A 17,710-nucleotide genomic window follows, 5' to 3' on the forward strand; every position below is an offset into this window, starting at 1 on the left:
GAAAACTTATCAATTGGATTTGTGATTTTGCAAGATGGAGAATGATTTTCGACAAAATAGAAAATACTTGGAAAAATCATGAAGTCGACACCGACGTCCGCAGAACATCGTCCCCTTCTGTCCACGATCCGCCTCGCCCCCACAACACAGCTTCTTCCTGGCCTCTTTCTCACCGCCGCGATTGCCACGACGGCCATCGTCATCCGCAATCTGACCGGTTGGATGGCGCTGAGCCCGCTTATCGTGTCCATCCTCATCGGCATGCTGATCCGTAACGCCCTGCCCCTTTCGGCGACCGCTGAACCAGGCATAGCCTTCTCTTTGAGACGCATATTGCGCTTCGGCATTGTGTTGCTGGGTTTGCAGGTGACGCTTGCCCAGATCCTTTCTCTGGGCGGAGCAGGCTTGGCGATGGTGGCCTTGACGCTGGTTGCGACCTTCCTCGCGATCCGCATCGTCGGAAGGGCGATGGGTGTGGAGCAGGAACTCACCGATCTTATCGCTGCCGGCACCTCGGTCTGCGGCGCATCGGCGGTCATCGCCGCCAACACGGTTGTGCGCGGCAAGCAGGAGCATGTCGCTTACGCCGTCGCCTGCGTAACGCTGTTCGGTTCGCTCTCGATGCTCATATATCCGCTATTGGCTGGCCCGCTCGGCCTTGATGCACGCGGTTATGGGCTCTGGACCGGCGCAACGATCCATGAAGTCGCGCAGGTCGTCGCCGCCGCGTTCCAGGGAGGCGATGTCGCCGGCCAGTTCGGCACGATCTCCAAGCTCGCCCGCGTCGTCATGCTGGCGCCGCTGATCATGACGCTTGCATTCGCCATGCGTTCGGGCGCGGAAGGTCCGGCCAAGGCTTCGGCACCCATGCCGTGGTTCGTGCTGGGGTTCATCGGAATGATGCTGGTCAACAGCGCGGTCGCCATCCCCACAGGCGCCAGCCAGACGCTGGTGACGCTGACCAACTTCCTGCTCTCCATGGCGCTTGCCGCCATGGGCCTTCACACGGATATTCGCAAGTTGAAGGCCGAAGGTTGGCGACCACTCGCGCTCGGCGCCTTCGGATGGCTTTTCATCGCAGCATTCGGTTACGCGATGCTGAAACTGTTCGCGTTCTAAGAACGAGGACTTGCGAAATCAGGGCTGCGTCGGAAATGGCGCGGTCTTCGCTTCCAGGCGGATCAACAAGGCTTCGGACGGTCGTTGGAGCGAGTTTCGTCGTCGCGCACAGCTTCGTCATGATACCAGCAAGTATCCAACACGTTTGCCGCGACCTCATGGATTTCATCGCCCGGCACTGTCCTGCCGTTGCCCGGCCGCTGTCGGGGGCGGATCGGGAACTGGTAGATCTTCGCCGTTTCACGATGGATGTTCGTCTTCATCCTATCGTCTCCTACGTTCCTAGGCCGTGCATCTAACGCACACAGAGCACAAATTTGCACATTTTTTGTGCTTATTGCATTATTTTATATCAAACGCACCCGTGACGCTAGGCACTAAATGAGATGCAAAAATTCCCCGCGAGTAATCTCGCATCGCAGAGCATCAGGAGCAGGCAACGCAGACTCGACGCCCGAGGTTCCGAACGGCCGTCTCAGAAGCGTCAAAAGCGGTGATTTCCTATGATGCATTTTCCGTATTGCTTCGGTCTCCCCGCATTTACCGCCTGCGCGACAGACATCTTTACACTTTTTTAAGCAGAAGCGCGATCCAGGGCTCAAACTGGCACGGGAAATGCGTTCATCCCGTTATCCCGGAGGCGCGGCTCACTCGGACGTCGCAACCTCAGGATGGCTCAACCATGAACATCACGGCCTGAGAGACAAAAAAATGACAAAGTACAAGCTCGAGTACATCTGGCTCGATGGGTACACACCGGTACCAAACCTGCGCGGCAAAACGCAGATCAAGGAATTCGACACTTTTCCGTCGCTGGAGCAGCTTCCGCTGTGGGGCTTTGACGGTTCGTCGACCAATCAGGCCGAAGGCCGCAGTTCCGACTGCGTGCTGAAGCCCGTCGCCCTCTATCCGGACCCGGCCCGCAAGAACGGCGTTCTCGTCATGTGCGAAGTCATGATGCCGGATGGCGTCACGCCGCATCCGTCGAACAGCCGCGCCACGATCCTCGATGATGAAGGTGCCTGGTTCGGTTTCGAACAGGAATACTTCTTCTACAAGGACGGCCGTCCGCTGGGCTTCCCGGAACACGGTTACCCGGCTCCGCAGGGCCCCTACTACACGGGCGTCGGCTTCAAGAACGTTGGCAACGTCGCGCGTCAGATCGTTGAAGAGCATCTCGAGCTTTGCCTCGAAGCCGGCATCAACCATGAAGGCATCAATGCCGAAGTGGCCAAGGGTCAGTGGGAATTCCAGATTTTCGGCAAGGGCTCCAAAAAGGCCGCCGACCAGATCTGGATGGCGCGCTACCTGCTCCTCCGCCTCTGCGAAAAGTACGAAATCGACGTCGAATTCCACTGCAAGCCGCTCGGCGATACCGATTGGAACGGCTCGGGCATGCATTGCAACTTCTCGACCAAGTATATGCGCGAAGTTGGCGGCAAGGAATATTTCGAAGCGCTGATGGCGCAGTTCGACAAGAATCTGCAGGCGCATATCGACGTCTATGGCCCGGACAACCACATGCGTCTGACCGGCAAGCACGAGACGGCACCGTGGAACAAGTTCTCTTACGGCGTTGCCGACCGCGGCGCGTCGATCCGCGTTCCGCACTCCTTCATCAACAACGGCTACAAGGGCTATCTCGAAGATCGCCGCCCCAACTCCCAGGGCGACCCCTACCAGATCGCTTCCCAGGTTCTGAAGACGATCTCGGAAGTTCCGATCTCCAAGGCCGCTGCCGCCTGATAAAGTGAAACTACCGACTGTGAAGACGCCGGCCTCAGCGCCGGCGTCTTTCTTCTATGTGATCGAGCCGGGCTTCCGTTCAGCTTTTGTTGATTCTGAGCCCGTCCATGTAGAGTTGCTCCAGAAAGCGGGCCGCATCCTCAAAACGCCCCTCGCCTGCGGACTCCTGGCCGAGCACGGCCCGGACTTGCACGTCGAAGTCTGCATAATGCTGCGTCGTCGCCCAGATCGAAAAGATCAGATGATAGGGATCGCATCTGGCGATCTTGCCGGTCCGTGCCCAGGCACGGATGACCTCCGCCTTCTCGTCGACAAGCTTTTTGAGCGGCCCCTTCAGTTCGTCCTCGATATGTGGCGCGCCCTGCAGGATCTCGTTGGCGAAAAGCCGGCTTTCGCGCGGGAAATCACGGGCCATTTCGAGCTTGCGGCGGATATAGGACCGAATCTCCGCCTCAGGATTGCCCTCGGAATTGAAGGCGCGTAGCGGCTCCAACCAGGTGAATAGAACCCGATCGATCAGCGCCCGATGGATCGCTTCCTTGGTTCGGAAATAATAAAGGAGATTGGGCTTCGACATGCCCGCCGCATCGGCGATCTGGTCGATGGTCGAGCCGCGGAATCCGCTTGAGGAAAAGACATCGAGCGCCGCTTCAAGAATCCGCTCCTCCTTTTCTTCCTGAATACGTGTGCGCCTTTGCGTCTTCGCCGCCCGTGGGATGGTCATCCGATTTTCCCGCCCCTCTCTGCTTTTGTCCGTGCCGCTTCGCCGCCCCAGAATTTCCTCTGGATTTTTCGTGATTTTCGGCTTGAGTGACGGCACGGAAATTGTAATGTTTTACCAATCGGTCAAATTATCGGCGACAAGCAAAAAAGCAATGCCGATCTTCAACTGCCAGAAGCGGTTGGAGGACCGAAGGGAACGAAAAGCATGCCGCCGACGACCGGCGGGGCACAAACAGGTGAGGACAGAAAAATGGTGGCAGCACCCGGCGAGAACTTGCGCATCAATGGCGATCGCCTGTGGGATTCTCTGATGGAGATGGCGAAGATTGGCCCGGGCGTTGCCGGTGGCAACAATCGTCAGACCCTGACGGACGCGGATAAGGAAGGTCGCAGCCTCTTCAAGACATGGTGCGAGGATGCCGGGCTCACCCTCGGCATCGACCGGATGGGCACCATGTTCGCGACCCGCGCCGGCACCGATCCCGACGCCCTTCCCGTCTATATTGGCTCCCACCTTGATACCCAGCCAACCGGCGGCAAGTATGACGGCGTACTCGGTGTGCTCGGCGGGCTCGAAGTCGTGCGCACGATGAACGACCTGGGGATCAGGACCAGGCATCCGATCGTCGTCACCAACTGGACGAACGAGGAAGGCGCACGGTTCGCGCCGGCCATGCTCGCTTCGGGTGTCTTTGCCGGCGTGCATACGCTCGATTATGCCTATGGCCGCAAGGATCCGGACGGCAAGACTTTCGGCGACGAGTTGAAGCGCATCGGCTGGATCGGCGATGAGGAGGTCGGCGCCCGTAAGATGCACGCCTATTTCGAATACCACATCGAACAGGGACCGATTCTTGAAGCTGAGAACAAGCAGATCGGCGTCGTCACCCATTGTCAAGGCCTCTGGTGGCTGGAATTCACGCTGACCGGCAAGGAGGCGCATACCGGCTCGACGCCGATGAACATGCGCGTCAATGCCGGGCTTGCCATGTCGCGCATCCTCGAAATGGTGCAGGAGGTGGCGATGAGCGAGCAGCCGGGCGCCGTCGGCGGCGTCGGCCAGGTCTTCTTCTCGCCGAATTCCCGCAACGTCCTGCCCGGCAAAGTCACCTTCACCGTCGACATACGCACGCCGAGCCAGGAAAAGCTGGACCGCATGCGGGCGAAAATCGAGGCCGAGGCGGCGAAGATCTGCGAAAAGCTCGGTGTCGGCTGTTCGGTCGAGGCGGTCGGTCATTTCGATCCGGTGACCTTCGATCCGACGCTCGTCGGCCGCGTGCGAAATGCCGCGGAAAAGCTCGGTTACAGCCATCGCGACATCATTTCCGGCGCAGGGCACGACGCCTGCTGGGCGGCCAAGGTAGCGCCGGCCACGATGATCATGTGCCCCTGCGTCGGTGGGCTTTCACACAACGAGGCGGAGGACATCTCCAAGGAATGGGCAGCCGCCGGCGCCGACGTGCTCTTCCATGCCGTGCTGGAGACCGCGGGGATTGTGGAGTAGGCTCGATAGTGACCAGCTACCAGGAGGGCGGCACCGATGAGCGATCCAGATGCAGACCTGGAGAAGATGGATCACGCCGCGCTGCTTGCAACCGCACGAGCGATGCGCCAGGCGATCCGCAAACACCGCGACAGTTCGATGCACGAGCTCTGTTGGCACCATCCGGACATGTGGGCGCTGCTGCCCGAACCTCCGACCGGCAAACAGATCGTGCCCGACTGGCCGCAATTCATGCGCGGCTGTATTCGCTACCGCCAATCGCTCGACCAGCAACTGGCCGACGCGCCACGCAGCAACACGGAGTTTGGAGAATGACCACAGTCATCAAGGGTGGAACCATCGTCACCGCCGACCTGACCTACAAGGCGGACGTCAAGATCGAGGGCGGCAGGATCGTCGAGATCGGCCCGGATCTTACCGGCGACGAAGTGCTGGATGCTGCAGGCTGTTACGTGATGCCGGGTGGTATCGATCCGCATGTCCATCTCGAAATGCCCTTCATGGGTACCTATTCGTCCGACGACTTCGAAAGCGGTACCCGCGCCGCGCTTGCCGGAGGCACGACCATGGTGGTCGACTTCTGCCTGCCGGAGCCCGGCCAGTCGCTGCTCGATGCCTTGAAACGCTGGGACAACAAGGCGACCCGGGCGAACTGCGACTATTCCTTCCACATGTCGGTGACCTGGTGGGGCGAACAGGTTTTTAACGAGATGAAGGCGGTCGTCCTCAACCACGGCATCAACACCTTCAAGCACTTCATGGCCTACAAGGGCGCGCTGATGGTGAACGACGACGAGATGTTCGCCTCCTTCAGCCGCTGCGCCGAGCTCGGCGCCCTGCCCCTCGTGCATGCGGAAAACGGGGATGTCGTCGCCGCCATGCAACAGAAGCTGATGGACGAAGGGAACGATGGCCCGGAGGGGCACGCCTATTCCCGGCCGGCCTCCGTAGAAGGCGAAGCGACGAACCGCGCGATCATCATCGCCGACATGGCGGGCGTGCCGCTTTATGTGGTCCACACCTCCTGCGAACAGGCGCATGAGGCGATCCGCCGTGCCCGCCAGAACGGCATGCGCGTCTATGGCGAACCGCTGATCCAGCACCTGACGCTCGACGAGAGCGAATATTTCAACAAGGACTGGGACCACGCCGCTCGCCGGGTCATGAGCCCGCCCTTCCGCAACAAACAGCATCAGGACAGTCTCTGGGCGGGGCTCTCGTCCGGTTCGCTGCAGGTGGTCGCGACCGACCACTGCGCCTTCACGACCGACCAGAAGCGGTATGGTGTCGGCGATTTCAGAAAGATCCCGAACGGCACCGGCGGGCTTGAGGATCGCATGCCGATGCTCTGGACCTACGGGGTGGCGACCGGCCGCATCACCATGAACGAGTTCGTCGCGGTGACTTCAACCAATATCGCAAAAATCCTCAATATCTACCCGAAAAAAGGGGGGATCCTCGTCGGCGCCGACGCGGACATCGTCGTCTGGGACCCGAAGCGTTCCAAGACGATCTCGGCGAAGAACCAGCAATCAGCGATCGACTACAACGTCTTCGAGGGCAAGGAGGTCACCGGCCTGCCGCGCTATACGCTGTCCCGCGGGGTCGTGACCATTGAGGAAGGGGCGATCAAGACCCGCGAAGGCCACGGCCAGTTCGTCAAGCGCGAACCGTTCCAGGCGGTCAACAAGGCGCTGTCCACCTGGAAGGAGATCACCGCGCCGCGCAAGGTGGAACGCACCGGCATCCCGGCAAGCGGAGTGTGATGTGAGGGCGATGCGGGGACATATCCAGACTGCCCCACTTTGCTCCAGCGGACATTTCCGCCTCCTCAGCGAGCGTGATTGTAAAACGTCAGGCCGGAATTTCCACCACCCCGTCCAATTCCGGCAGCAGGACGACGCTTTCCTGTTCGTTCGGATCGGTGCGGGCGATCACCGCGGTGCACGGCGTGCTCGAAAGGTTGGCCGGCAGATGCGGCACGCCCGCCGGAATGTACATAAGCTCGCCGGCATGCAGCACGACATGGTTCTCCAGCCGGTCGCCATACCAGGTGTGCGCCGAGCCGGAGAGCATGTAGATCGCCGTCTCGTGGGATTCGTGCAGATGGGCTTTCGCCTTCACACCCGGCGGGATGGTCAGCAGATGCATGCAGATGCCTTTCGAACCCACAGTCTCCGTGGCGATCCCTTGGAAATAACTCAAGCCCTGCTTTCCGTCATAGGTGGCATCGGGCTTCACGACACGGCAGGTGGGTTTTGATGCGCGGTCCATTGCGTCGATCCTCATTTGGCGGGGACAAGGCTTCAACATATCATATCCGGTCCCCGATCAAGGGCGAAGGAAAGCGAAAAACGGCGTTTGCGCTCGCTTTGCTTTTTCTGACGACAGGTTCAAATGCCGATGCACAGATATCTGTTATCGACGGTGTTTATGGCGACGAAGGCGGCTGCCGCTTTGCACGCACCAACGAATGGGAAGAGTTATTCGCGACCCTCACCGACGAAAGCGTGACCACCGCCCTCTCCCACTGTGAATTCAAAGGAATGGCCAAGCCGATTGTCGGCGGCTTCAGGACGGAGGCGGTCTGTGATGAAGAAGGGGAAGAGCAGAGGCATGAGTCGGTGATCGATATCCTTCGCAATGGCGATGTCTATACTGTGCGCTTCGCAGATGGACTTGAATGGGGGCCTTTTACAAAATGCCGATGAACGAACACCCTTCTTCCGTCGTCTCGGCACGAAAGCTTGGCCTGACTTTCGAGACCAGTGACGGTCCGGTACATGCCCTCTCGAATGTCGATCTGGAGGTCCGGAAAGGTGATTTCGTCTCCTTCATCGGCCCGTCCGGCTGCGGCAAGACCACTTTCCTGCGCGTGATTGCCGACCTGGAGAAGAACACGACGGGCGAAATCTCCGTTAACGGCATGACACCGGAAGAAGCGCGCAAGTCTCGCTCCTACGGCTACGTCTTCCAGGCACCGGCGCTCTATCCCTGGCGGACGATCGACAAGAACATCGCGCTGCCGCTGGAGATCATGGGCCACTCGGCAGCGGAGCGCGCTCAGCGTATCGAACGCACCCTCGATCTCGTCAACCTGTCGGGCTTCGGCAAGAAATATCCATGGCAGCTTTCGGGCGGCATGCAGCAGCGCGCCTCGATCGCCCGCGCCCTCGCCTTCGATGCCGATCTGCTGCTCATGGACGAGCCGTTCGGCGCGCTCGACGAGATCGTTCGCGACCATCTGAACGAACAGCTTCTGAAGCTCTGGTCCCGGACGGAAAAAACCATCTGTTTCGTGACGCATTCCATTCCGGAAGCGGTCTATCTCTCGACCAGGATCGTCGTCATGTCGCCCCGCCCGGGCCGAGTGACGGACATCATCGAGTCGACGCTGCCAAGGGAGCGCCCGCTCGATATCCGCGAGACACCGGAATTCCTCGAAATCGCCCACCGCGTGCGTGAGGGCCTGAGAGCGGGACACAGCTATGAGGAGTGAGGTATGAACTCCGTCTTCCTTCTCTGGCTCACGGGCGCCATGGTGGCGTTCCTGTCCGCCGCGACTGCCTCACGTGCCTATGTCACCAACAGCAATATCCTCGTGCTTCTCCTGTCGCTCGGGCTTTATTGCATCGGCAACCTGATGATGGTGCGGCTGATGCGCGAGGCAGGGCTGGGACTGGCGATTTCCGCTTCGGCCATTGCCCAACTCCTGCTCATCAACGTTATTTCTTTCGCGATCTTCGGCGAGCGCCTAAGCACAACCCAGCTTGCCGGCGTCGGGCTCGGCGTCGTCGCCATGGTGCTGATGCTTTTTCCACTGGAGGCCAAAAGCTGATGCAGCAGGAAAGGCTCCTCCATCACCGCATCCTGCCGGTCGTCACGATCCTTTTTATCATCGTTGCGGTGTGGTATGCCGCAGCGGTCTTCATGAACGCACCCTTTCAGCGCGATCTCGACCGGCGCGGCAATGTCACGTCGACCCCCATGGATTTCATCGAAAGGACGCTCTCTCAGCCGAAGCCGGTCCTGCCGGCACCGCATCAAGTGGCGAGCAACGTCTTCGAGAATACCTTTCTGCGCCGCGTCACCTCGAACCGCAGCCTCGTCTATCATAGCTGGGTCACGCTTTCGTCGACCGCCGTCGGCTTCACGCTCGGCACCCTGCTCGGCATCCTGATCGCCGTCGGCATCGTGCATGTGAAGGCACTCGAGCGCAGTCTCATGCCCTGGATCATCGCCTCGCAGACCGTGCCGATCCTGGCAATCGCGCCTATGGTCATCGTCGTGCTGGCGGCGGTGAACGTCACCGGATTGATCCCGAAAGCGCTGATCTCGACCTATCTTTCATTCTTTCCCGTTGCGGTCGGCATGGTGAAAGGCCTGCGCTCGCCGGAACTCATCCAGCTCGACCTGATGCGCACCTATCATGCCAGCGCGGCGCAGACCTTCTGGAAGCTGCGCGTGCCGGCGTCGATCCCGTTCCTGTTCACGTCGATGAAAGTAGCGATCGCGGCAAGCCTGGTTGGCGCGATCGTCGGCGAATTGCCGACCGGCGCGGTCGCCGGCATCGGCTCAAAACTCTTGGCAGGTTCCTATTACAGCCAGACGATCGACATCTGGGCGGCGCTGATCGCCGGTTCGGTACTGGCGGCCATTCTGGTCACCTTTGTTGGAGTGATAGCGAAGATCGTTGACCACGCGATGGGCGGGAGGCCGGCATGAACGCGATCTTCCGCTCCTGGCAGGGCGCACTTGCCTTTCTCCTCTGTCTTGCAGCCCTCGCTTCTCTGCCGCTGCTGAAGACGGATACACCTTCGCATTTCAGCAGTGGCACCTTAGCCCTGATCTTCGCACTCACGATCGGCACCGCGCTGCTTTCTTTCAGCAGGCTCCCCGCACCCCTTCTGGCCGCAATTTTGTTTGTCGGGCCCCATCTGGCGACCTGGTTCCTGATCAGCGGACTTGCGGGCTACGAGGGCAAGGCGACTATGGCCTTCTTCCTTTTGATTGCCGCATGTTGGCTCCTCGCCTGGCGCTGCATCGCGGTGCTCTCCGATATGCATCCGAAATCGAAGGGCGGCGATACCTTCCTGCGGCTCCTCATACCGGCGATCTTCGGTGCCTGGATCCTGATCCTCTGGGAGGCGATCACACGCGGCGCAGGCATTCCCTTCATCCTCCTGCCGCCGCCATCGGCGATCGGCGCGCGCATCGCCGGATCGGTCGCGACGTTGTGGGCGGACGTGCAGCAAACGATCTTCAAGGCTGTGCTCTTCGGCTACATCGTCGGCTGCGCATCCGGCTTCATCGTCGCGATCCTCGCGGATCGCATAGCCTTTCTGCGGCGCGGACTTCTGCCGATCGGCAACATGGTTTCGGCCTTGCCGATCATCGGCGTTGCACCAATCATGGTGATGTGGTTCGGTTTCGACTGGCAGTCCAAGGCAGCGGTCGTGATCATCATGACCTTCTTTCCGATGTTGGTGAACACGGTGGCAGGCCTTGGCGCCGCAGGAGCCATGGAGCAGGATCTGATGCGCTCCTATGCATCGGATTATTGGCAGACGCTGATGAAACTCCGCCTTCCGGCCGCCATGCCGTTCATCTTCAACGCGCTGAAGATCAACTCGACGCTGGCACTGATCGGCGCGATCGTGGCGGAATTCTTCGGCACGCCCATCGTCGGCATGGGTTTTCGCATCTCGACTGAAATCGGCCGCATGAATGTCGATATGGTCTGGGCCGAAATCGCTGTTGCGGCGGTGGTCGGTTCGGTTTTTTATGGTGTCGTGGCGCTTGCGGAAAGGGCGACGACGTTCTGGCATCCGTCTAACCGTGGGGGTTAGGCGCTGAAATCCGGACCCCAGCAAATGGGGCCGGTACGACAGAGGGAAACGACAATGAAGAAGATTATGATGACATTGATGGCGGGCGCGTTCTCGCTCGCGAGCGCCCAGGCGATGGCCGCCGACAAGGTCACGCTGCAGCTCAAATGGGTGGCACAGGGTCAATTTGGCGGCTATTACGTCGCCAAGGACAAAGGCTTCTACGAGGAAGAAGGCCTCGACGTGACGATCAAGCCCGGTGGGCCTGACATCGCGCCTGAGCAGGTGATCGCCGGCGGCGGCGCCGACGTCATCGTCGACTGGATGGGAGGCGCGCTCGTCGCTCGCGAAAAGGGCGTGCCCCTCGTCAACATCGCCCAGCCCTTCCAGAAATCGGGCCTCGAAATGATCTGCCCCAAAGACGGTCCGGTGAAGAACGAGGCCGATTTCAAGGGCCGGACCCTCGGCGTCTGGTTCTTCGGCAACGAATATCCGTTCTTCGCCTGGATGAACAAGCTTGGCCTCAAGACCGATGGCGGCAAGGACGGTGTAACAGTGCTGAAGCAGAGCTTCGACGTGCAGCCGCTCGTCCAGAAGCAGGCCGATTGCATTTCGGTCATGACCTATAACGAATACTGGCAGGCGATCGACGCCGGTTTCAAGCCGGAAGACCTGGTTGTCTTCAACTATACTGAAATGGGCAACGACCTGCTCGAGGACGGCCTCTATGCCAGGGAAGACAAGCTGAAGGATCCCGCCTTCAAGGAAAGCATGGTCAAATTCGTCCGCGCCTCCATGAAGGGCTGGAAATACGCCATCGACAACCCGGACGAAGCCGCGGAGATCGTCATGGACAATGGCGGACAGGACGAGAACCACCAGAAGCGTATGATGGGTGAAGTCGCTAAGCTGATCGGCGACGGATCGGGCGTGCTGAAGCCGGAACTCTACGAGCGTACCGTCAAGGCCCTCCTCGATCAGAAGATCATCACCAAGCAACCTGAAGGTGCGTACACGACCGAGATCACTGACGCGGCATTGAAATAAAAAACGTCTGCCGTTCACCAATTGAGAACGCGCGGCTTCTTTCTACGCGTTCTCTGAAATATTTTGATACAAAATATAACCAAAAGTCATCTCTCCCATAACGGGTGCGGATTGATTTGTGCGGCGCAAACACGTAAAAGTTCTGCCCGGATGGAATCTTTCGCTGCCGGTCTTGTAACCGTTTTGTGCGGTTCCCACCTTGATCCGGGGTCATCGCGTGCGGGGGGACGCGACGAGACCGGAGAGGTTCCCAGCGAGATACTTGCCCCTGATATTAGGTCGGACGTAGTCGCATGTTTCGCAAGTTCCCGAAGTCTGCCGGTATTACGGCTCTCCTCCTCTCGCTTGCCGCGAGTTCCGCTTTATCGCAGGAGGTTACTCCCCCGGCCCCCGCCGAGCCGAAACTGCCATCTATCGTCGTCACCGAGGCTGTGACCAAGCCGCTCGTGGATCGAGTAATCGCGACCGGCACGATCAAGCCCGTTGAAGAGGTTTATGTACAGCCGCTGGTCGAGGGCCTGTCGATCAAGACGCTCAATGCAGATGTCGGCGACGAAGTGAAGGCCGACAGCGTTCTTGCAGCGCTGAATGACGACGCGCTCCTCCTGGAGAAAAGCCAGCTTGAAGCCAACAGGGCGAAGACCGAGGCTGCCCTTGCGCAATACAAGGCGCAGGTGATTGAAGCGCAGGCCAATCTTGATGACGCCACGCGTCAGCGCGACCGTACGAAGCGGCTGAGCCAGAGCGGTACGAGCACGGTTTCCCAACTCGAACAGGCGGAAGCCCTCGTCGAGGTACGCCAGGCGCAGTTGAATGCCGCCAAACAGGCGGTCGCGGTTGGGGAATCCGACATCAAGGTGGTCGACGCCCAGATTGACGACGTCGACCTGAAACTTGCCCGTACAGGCGTGAAGACACCCGTCGCCGGCGTGATTTCCCTGCGCAATGCCAAGGTAGGCGCGATCGCCAGCGGGACCGGCAATCCGCTCTTTACGATCATCAAGGACGGTGCGATCGAACTTGTTGCCGACCTCTCCGAGACCGATATCCAAAAGATCGAGGTCGGCCAGAAAGCGGTCGTGACGATTGCCGGAGGCAGGACGAAGATCGAAGGCAGGGTGCGCCTCGTTTCACCAACGGTCGATGCCACCACGCGGCTCGGCTCCGTACATATCGTCGTCGACGACGAAAGCGGCGCGCGCGCCGGCATGTATGCCAGCGCCGATATCATCGTCACTGAAACAAGCGCGCTGGCACTCCCTCTTTCCGCCGTCACCACCGACCGAAACGGCTCTACCGCCCGCAAGGTTGAGGATAACGTGGTCAAGCAGGTGAAGATCGAAACCGGCATCCAGGACGGTGGTTTCGTCGAGGTCGTCAGCGGCCTCGAAGCCGGTGACTTGGTTGTGGCAAAAGCCGGCGCGTTTGTCCGCGATGGCGACAAGATCGCTCCGGTTCCGGCCGAGCCCGACACCATTTCCAACTGAGACCAGAACGAGGTAAGCCACATGAACTTCTCCGCCTGGTCGATCCGAAATCCGATCGCGCCGCTGCTTGGCTTCGCGCTTTTGCTTTTTGTCGGCATCCAGTCCTTCTATGCCCTGCCGATCACCCGCTTCCCGAATATCGACGTTGCGGTCGTATCGATCACCGTGACCCAGAGCGGCGCTTCGCCCGCCGAGCTTGAAATGCAGGTGACGAAGGAGATCGAGGACGCTGTCGCCTCGATCAGCGGCATCGACGAGATTCAGTCGACGGTGACTGACGGCCAGTCCCAGACGGTTGTGGTTTTCCGCATCGAAAAGCCGACCGATGAGGCCGTTCAGGATACCAAGGACGCAATCGACAAGATCCGCAGCGATCTTCCTGCTGGGATCGAAGAGCCCGTCGTCACGAAGGTGGATGTCGAAGGCCAGGCGATCCAGACCTTCGCCGTCTCCTCCCCGAACATGACGCTCGAAGAGCTTTCCTGGTTCGTTGACGACACGGTGAAGCGCTCGCTGCAGGGCCAGCCAGGCGTCGGCCGCATTGATCGTTATGGCGGCGCGGACCGGGAAATCCGGGTGTCGCTGAACTCCGCCAAACTCGACGCCTACGGCATAACGGCGGCGGACGTCAACCAACAGCTTCGCGGCACGAACGTCGATCTGGGTTCCGGCCGCGGGCAGGTGGCCAACAACGAGCAAACGATCCGTACGCTCGGCGACGCCCGCAATGTAGCGCAGCTCGCCGACACGACGATCACGCTTCCGAACGGCCGTTTCGTGAAACTCTCGGAACTCGGAACCATTGCCGACACCTATGAAGAACCGAAGTCCTTCTCGCGCTTCAACGGTACGCCGTCCGTCACTTTCGCGGTCTTCCGCGCCAAGGGGGCCAGCGAAGTCTCGGTCGCGGAAACGGTCGCGACGAGCCTTGACGAGGTGCGCAAGGCCAATCCGGACGTTTCGATCGAAATGGTCGATGACTCGGTCTATTTTACCTATGGCAACTATGAGGCTGCCCTTCATACCCTGATGGAAGGTTCGCTCCTCGCCGTCATCGTGGTCTTCCTGTTCCTGAGGAACTGGCGCGCGACGCTGATTGCGGCCGTCGCCCTTCCTCTCTCCGCGATCCCGACATTCTGGATCATGGACATTATGGGGTTCTCGCTGAACCTCGTGAGCTTCCTGGCCCTGACGTTGGCCACCGGTATCCTTGTCGACGACGCGATCGTCGAGATCGAGAACATTGCCCGGCATATCAAGATGGGCAAGACTCCTTATCGGGCGGCGCTCGAAGCGGCAGACGAGATCGGGCTTGCGGTCATCGCGACGAGCTTCACGATCATTGCGGTCTTCGTGCCGGTCTCGTTCATGCCCGGCATTCCGGGTCAGTATTTCATCCAGTTCGGCCTGACGGTCGCCTTTTCCGTTTTCTTCTCGCTGATGGTGGCACGCCTCATCACGCCGTTGATGGCCGCTTATCTGATGCGCGCCGAAGACGCCATGGAAGACCATCACGACAACGATAGCCGTCTGATGAAAGCCTATACCAGGCTCGTTACCGGCACGACCCGCAAATGGTATTGGCGGTATACGACACTCCTCGCCGCGATCGCCTTCCTGGTTGGCTCAATGGCGCTTCTCGCGCAGGTTCCCGGTAGCTTCATGCCGCCGGACGACTCTTCGCGCGTGGTGCTCTCGGTCGAGCTGCCGCCGAATGCAACCCTCGATGAAACCGCTGCCGCAACGGACAAGGTCTACGACGCCATACGCCACATTGACGGCGTGGAGAGCATTTTCATTCTCGGCGGCGCTTCTCCCAAAGGCGATCTCGAACTGCGTCGCGCGACGGTGCGCGTTATCCTCCAGAACATCGACCATTCGCTGGTGAAGACCCTGGTCAACAAGGGTCTCGGATCCATTCCCCTGGTTGGCGACTACCTGCCGAAGATAAAGGAGAATGGCCGTACCCGCCCGCAATGGGATGTCGAGAAGGACATATTCGCTGCCGTCCAGTCGATTGCGGATGTCCGTATCTCGAAGGTCAACGACCGTGCCGAACGCGATCTTTCGTTCAACTTCCTCTCCAAGAGCGAAGAGGATCTGAACGAGGCCGTCAGCCTGCTGGAATCGAAGCTGCGCGCTTCGCCCATCCTCGCCAACATCTCTTCGGAAGGCGCCCTGCCCCGACCGGAACTGCAGATCCGTCCGCGCATGGACCAGGCCTCACGGCTCGGCATTACACCGCAGCAGATTTCCGAGACCGTGCGCGTCGCAACGATCGGCGATATCGACGCCAACCTTGCCAAGATATCTCTCGACGACCGGCAGATCCCGATCCGGGTGCAAGCCTCGCTTGACGTCCGCCGCGACCTTGCCGCGATCCGCGCGCTCAAGATCAAAACGGCTTCCGGTGCAAGCGTGCCGCTCTATAGCGTCGCCGACATCGACTACGCGGAAGGTCCAAGCTCGATCAAGCGCAACGACCGCAACCGTGTCGTGTCGATCGGTTCCGACGTACCGTTCGGCACCGCGCTCGACACGGCGACAGCCGAGTTCAAAAGGATCGTCGACGAGACCGAACTCCCCCCGAGCGTACGGCTTGCCGAAAGCGGTGACGCCAAGATCCAGGCCGAGATGACCCAGAGCTTCGGCAATGCCATGCTGCTTGGCCTGATGCTGGTGCTGGTGGTGCTGATCCTGCTCTTCAAGGACGTGATCCAGCCCTTCACCATCCTGTTCTCGCTGCCGCTTGCGATCGGCGGTGTCGCGGTGGGGCTGATCGTCACCCAGAATGCGCTCTCCATGCCGGTTCTCATCGGCATCCTGATGCTGATGGGCATCGTGACCAAGAACGCCATCCTGCTCGTGGACTTCGCGATCGAAATGAAGCGCCACGGCCTGGAACGGGTTCACGCCATGGTGGAGGCAGGCCGCAAGCGTGCCCGCCCAATCATCATGACTTCGATCGCCATGTCGGCGGGGATGCTGCCCTCCGCGCTCGGCGTCGGTGAAGGCGGCTCGTTCCGCGCTCCCATGGCGATCGCGGTGATCGGCGGCATCATCGTTTCGACGGTGCTCTCGCTCGTGGTCGTGCCATCCTTCTTCCTGATCATGGACGATCTTTCTCACCTGCTTGGCAGGATTTTCGGACGGCTCGTCGGCAGGAAGGAAGAGGAAGAGATCGACCTCTCCAAGGAAGAGCTCAGCAGGGAAGCCCGCAAGAGCGCCGAGTCGATCGCTTCGCTGGAAGAGCGCCTCAACCAGATCGAACGGCAGACCAGCGCCAACGACGATCGTTCTTCCGGCGCCCAGACGGGTACAAAGGTGCTCCGTCTGCCGCCGATGGCTGCAGAATAAGCATCGTTCAACGGCATTTTAAGTAACGCCGGGCCCTTGGGTCCGGCGTTTTTCTTGGGCGCGCAAAAATTGCAGAAAATTCTCGGAATTTGATCGGCGTCAAACGGAGCGTTCATAAACCTGTTACTTTCCGTGACATCGGGAATGCGCAACGGCTCAAGCGATGGAAGCGACGACGGAGATGATGAACAGCAACCTGAAGCTCACCAATCGGGATCGGGCTGTGCTGATGAAGACACCTTTCCTGGCCGGGTTAAGCGGCAATTCCCTCATTCGGATGTTTGCAAATATGACCGTGGTGAGCCTTTCGGCGCGGAAGTCGGTTTTCCGGGAGGGGGAAAATGCTGATGCTCTCTACTGTGTTCTAAGCGGTTATGTGCGGCTTTACCGGCTTAATCGCGAAGGCCGTGAAGCGGATATCCGCATCTGCGGTCCTGGTGATACATTTGCCGAATGCCTGATCTATGGCGGTAACCAATTCCGTTACAACGCCCAGGCCGCCGAAGCAGTAACGCTCGCCAGATTCGATCTGCAGGCGGTTCGGGAATTGGCCGAGCAGGAGAAGGATATCTCCAAAGCCGTGATGACGTCCTTGTCCCGGCATCTTCTCTCGACCATGGATTGCGTCGCCAACGACAGGCTGTATACGGCGCCGCAACGGGTTGCGAACTATATTCTGGCGCGGTGTCCGGTCGACGGCGGCCCGGCTTCCATCCGCCTGCCTTTCCAGAAGAGCTTGCTCGCGGGGATGCTTGGTCTCGCACCGGAGGCCCTTTCGCGTGCGTTCTCGGCGCTCCGCAAAACCGGCGTCACAGTACGCGGCCGGGTGATTCAGGTCGTCGACGTGCAGGCCCTGCGCGAGGTCTAGCGGCCACCTCGGCATTGATGCGGCACGGGGT

The 17,710-nt window shown here is 60.0% G+C and carries 17 protein-coding genes; 14 read left to right on the plus strand and 3 right to left on the minus strand.

Annotated features, from left to right (window positions below):
* Positions 1-78: 78 nt before the first annotated feature.
* Positions 79-1,119 carry a YeiH family protein gene (locus tag ABK249_RS04710; RefSeq protein WP_037149327.1) on the plus strand — a complete coding sequence of 347 codons (1,041 nt, stop codon included), beginning with the start codon at positions 79-81 and terminating at the stop codon, positions 1,117-1,119.
* Positions 1,120-1,181: 62 nt separating this feature from the next.
* Here the strand turns inward: ABK249_RS04710 and ABK249_RS04715 are convergent, their stop codons facing one another.
* On the minus strand, positions 1,182-1,382 hold the full coding sequence (locus ABK249_RS04715; RefSeq protein ID WP_037149325.1) for a DUF2735 domain-containing protein: 201 nt from the start codon (positions 1,380-1,382) through the stop codon (positions 1,182-1,184).
* A 448-nt stretch (positions 1,383-1,830) separates the two neighbouring features.
* On the opposite strand from ABK249_RS04715, the gene ABK249_RS04720 reads away from it, so the two are divergent.
* The gene (locus ABK249_RS04720) at positions 1,831-2,865 is read left to right on the plus strand and encodes a glutamine synthetase beta-grasp domain-containing protein (RefSeq protein WP_037149322.1); all 1,035 of its coding nucleotides are present in this window, start codon (positions 1,831-1,833) and stop codon (positions 2,863-2,865) included.
* A gap of 79 nt (positions 2,866-2,944) precedes the next feature.
* Here ABK249_RS04720 and ABK249_RS04725 read toward each other — a convergent pair whose 3' ends face one another.
* Positions 2,945-3,589, minus strand: a complete 645-nt coding sequence (locus tag ABK249_RS04725; RefSeq protein ID WP_037149318.1) for a TetR family transcriptional regulator C-terminal domain-containing protein — start codon at positions 3,587-3,589, stop codon at positions 2,945-2,947.
* Positions 3,590-3,838: 249 nt separating this feature from the next.
* Here ABK249_RS04725 and ABK249_RS04730 point away from each other — a divergent pair, with 249 nt between their 5' ends.
* The 3 genes from ABK249_RS04730 to hydA are packed head-to-tail and all read left to right on the plus strand — an operon-like array spanning position 3,839 to position 6,858.
* Positions 3,839-5,092, plus strand: a complete 1,254-nt coding sequence (locus tag ABK249_RS04730; RefSeq protein ID WP_227703645.1) for a Zn-dependent hydrolase — start codon at positions 3,839-3,841, stop codon at positions 5,090-5,092.
* Positions 5,093-5,128: 36 nt separating this feature from the next.
* Positions 5,129-5,407, plus strand: coding sequence for a hypothetical protein (locus tag ABK249_RS04735; RefSeq protein WP_037149313.1), 279 nt, complete (start codon positions 5,129-5,131; stop codon positions 5,405-5,407).
* Entirely contained in the window at positions 5,404-6,858 is a 1,455-nt protein-coding gene (gene hydA / locus ABK249_RS04740) for a dihydropyrimidinase (protein WP_227703646.1), read from the plus strand. Before ABK249_RS04735 ends, hydA begins: the two co-directional genes overlap by 4 nt.
* Before the next feature lie 88 nt (positions 6,859-6,946).
* On the opposite strand, the gene ABK249_RS04745 is transcribed toward hydA, so the two are convergent.
* Positions 6,947-7,366 carry a cupin domain-containing protein gene (locus ABK249_RS04745; protein ID WP_348862343.1) on the minus strand — a complete coding sequence of 140 codons (420 nt, stop codon included), beginning with the start codon at positions 7,364-7,366 and terminating at the stop codon, positions 6,947-6,949.
* Here ABK249_RS04745 and ABK249_RS04750 point away from each other — a divergent pair.
* From ABK249_RS04750 to ABK249_RS04790, 9 genes are all read left to right on the plus strand, one after another.
* Positions 7,354-7,803 (plus strand): hypothetical protein, encoded by a 450-nt coding sequence (locus ABK249_RS04750; RefSeq protein WP_348862344.1) that lies wholly within the window; start codon positions 7,354-7,356, stop codon positions 7,801-7,803. The two genes, ABK249_RS04745 and ABK249_RS04750, sit on opposite strands and share 13 nt — an antisense overlap.
* Entirely contained in the window at positions 7,800-8,591 is a 792-nt protein-coding gene (locus tag ABK249_RS04755; protein ID WP_348862346.1) for an ABC transporter ATP-binding protein, read from the plus strand. Before ABK249_RS04750 ends, ABK249_RS04755 begins: the two co-directional genes overlap by 4 nt.
* A gap of 3 nt (positions 8,592-8,594) precedes the next feature.
* Positions 8,595-8,930, plus strand: coding sequence for a hypothetical protein (locus ABK249_RS04760; protein WP_348862347.1), 336 nt, complete (start codon positions 8,595-8,597; stop codon positions 8,928-8,930).
* A complete protein-coding gene (locus tag ABK249_RS04765; RefSeq protein ID WP_348862348.1) occupies positions 8,930-9,817 on the plus strand; it encodes an ABC transporter permease in 888 nt (295 codons plus the stop codon). The genes ABK249_RS04760 and ABK249_RS04765 overlap by 1 nt, the downstream gene beginning before the upstream one ends.
* Positions 9,814-10,941 carry an ABC transporter permease gene (locus tag ABK249_RS04770; RefSeq protein ID WP_348862349.1) on the plus strand — a complete coding sequence of 376 codons (1,128 nt, stop codon included), beginning with the start codon at positions 9,814-9,816 and terminating at the stop codon, positions 10,939-10,941. The genes ABK249_RS04765 and ABK249_RS04770 overlap by 4 nt, the downstream gene beginning before the upstream one ends.
* Before the next feature lie 54 nt (positions 10,942-10,995).
* On the plus strand, positions 10,996-11,967 hold the full coding sequence (locus ABK249_RS04775) for an ABC transporter substrate-binding protein (RefSeq protein ID WP_037149297.1): 972 nt from the start codon (positions 10,996-10,998) through the stop codon (positions 11,965-11,967).
* Between the two features lie 293 nt (positions 11,968-12,260).
* Complete coding sequence (locus tag ABK249_RS04780) at positions 12,261-13,454, plus strand: efflux RND transporter periplasmic adaptor subunit (RefSeq protein ID WP_348862350.1); 1,194 nt, start codon at positions 12,261-12,263, stop codon at positions 13,452-13,454.
* A gap of 21 nt (positions 13,455-13,475) precedes the next feature.
* Positions 13,476-16,811: an efflux RND transporter permease subunit gene (locus ABK249_RS04785; RefSeq protein WP_348862351.1), complete on the plus strand. Its 3,336-nt coding sequence runs from the start codon at positions 13,476-13,478 to the stop codon at positions 16,809-16,811.
* Between the two features lie 163 nt (positions 16,812-16,974).
* Positions 16,975-17,679 carry a Crp/Fnr family transcriptional regulator gene (locus ABK249_RS04790; protein WP_152601090.1) on the plus strand — a complete coding sequence of 235 codons (705 nt, stop codon included), beginning with the start codon at positions 16,975-16,977 and terminating at the stop codon, positions 17,677-17,679.
* Positions 17,680-17,710 lie beyond the last annotated feature (31 nt).

Source organism: Neorhizobium phenanthreniclasticum (genome assembly GCF_040066075.1).
Taxonomy (GTDB): Bacteria; Pseudomonadota; Alphaproteobacteria; order Rhizobiales; family Rhizobiaceae; genus Neorhizobium; species Neorhizobium petrolearium.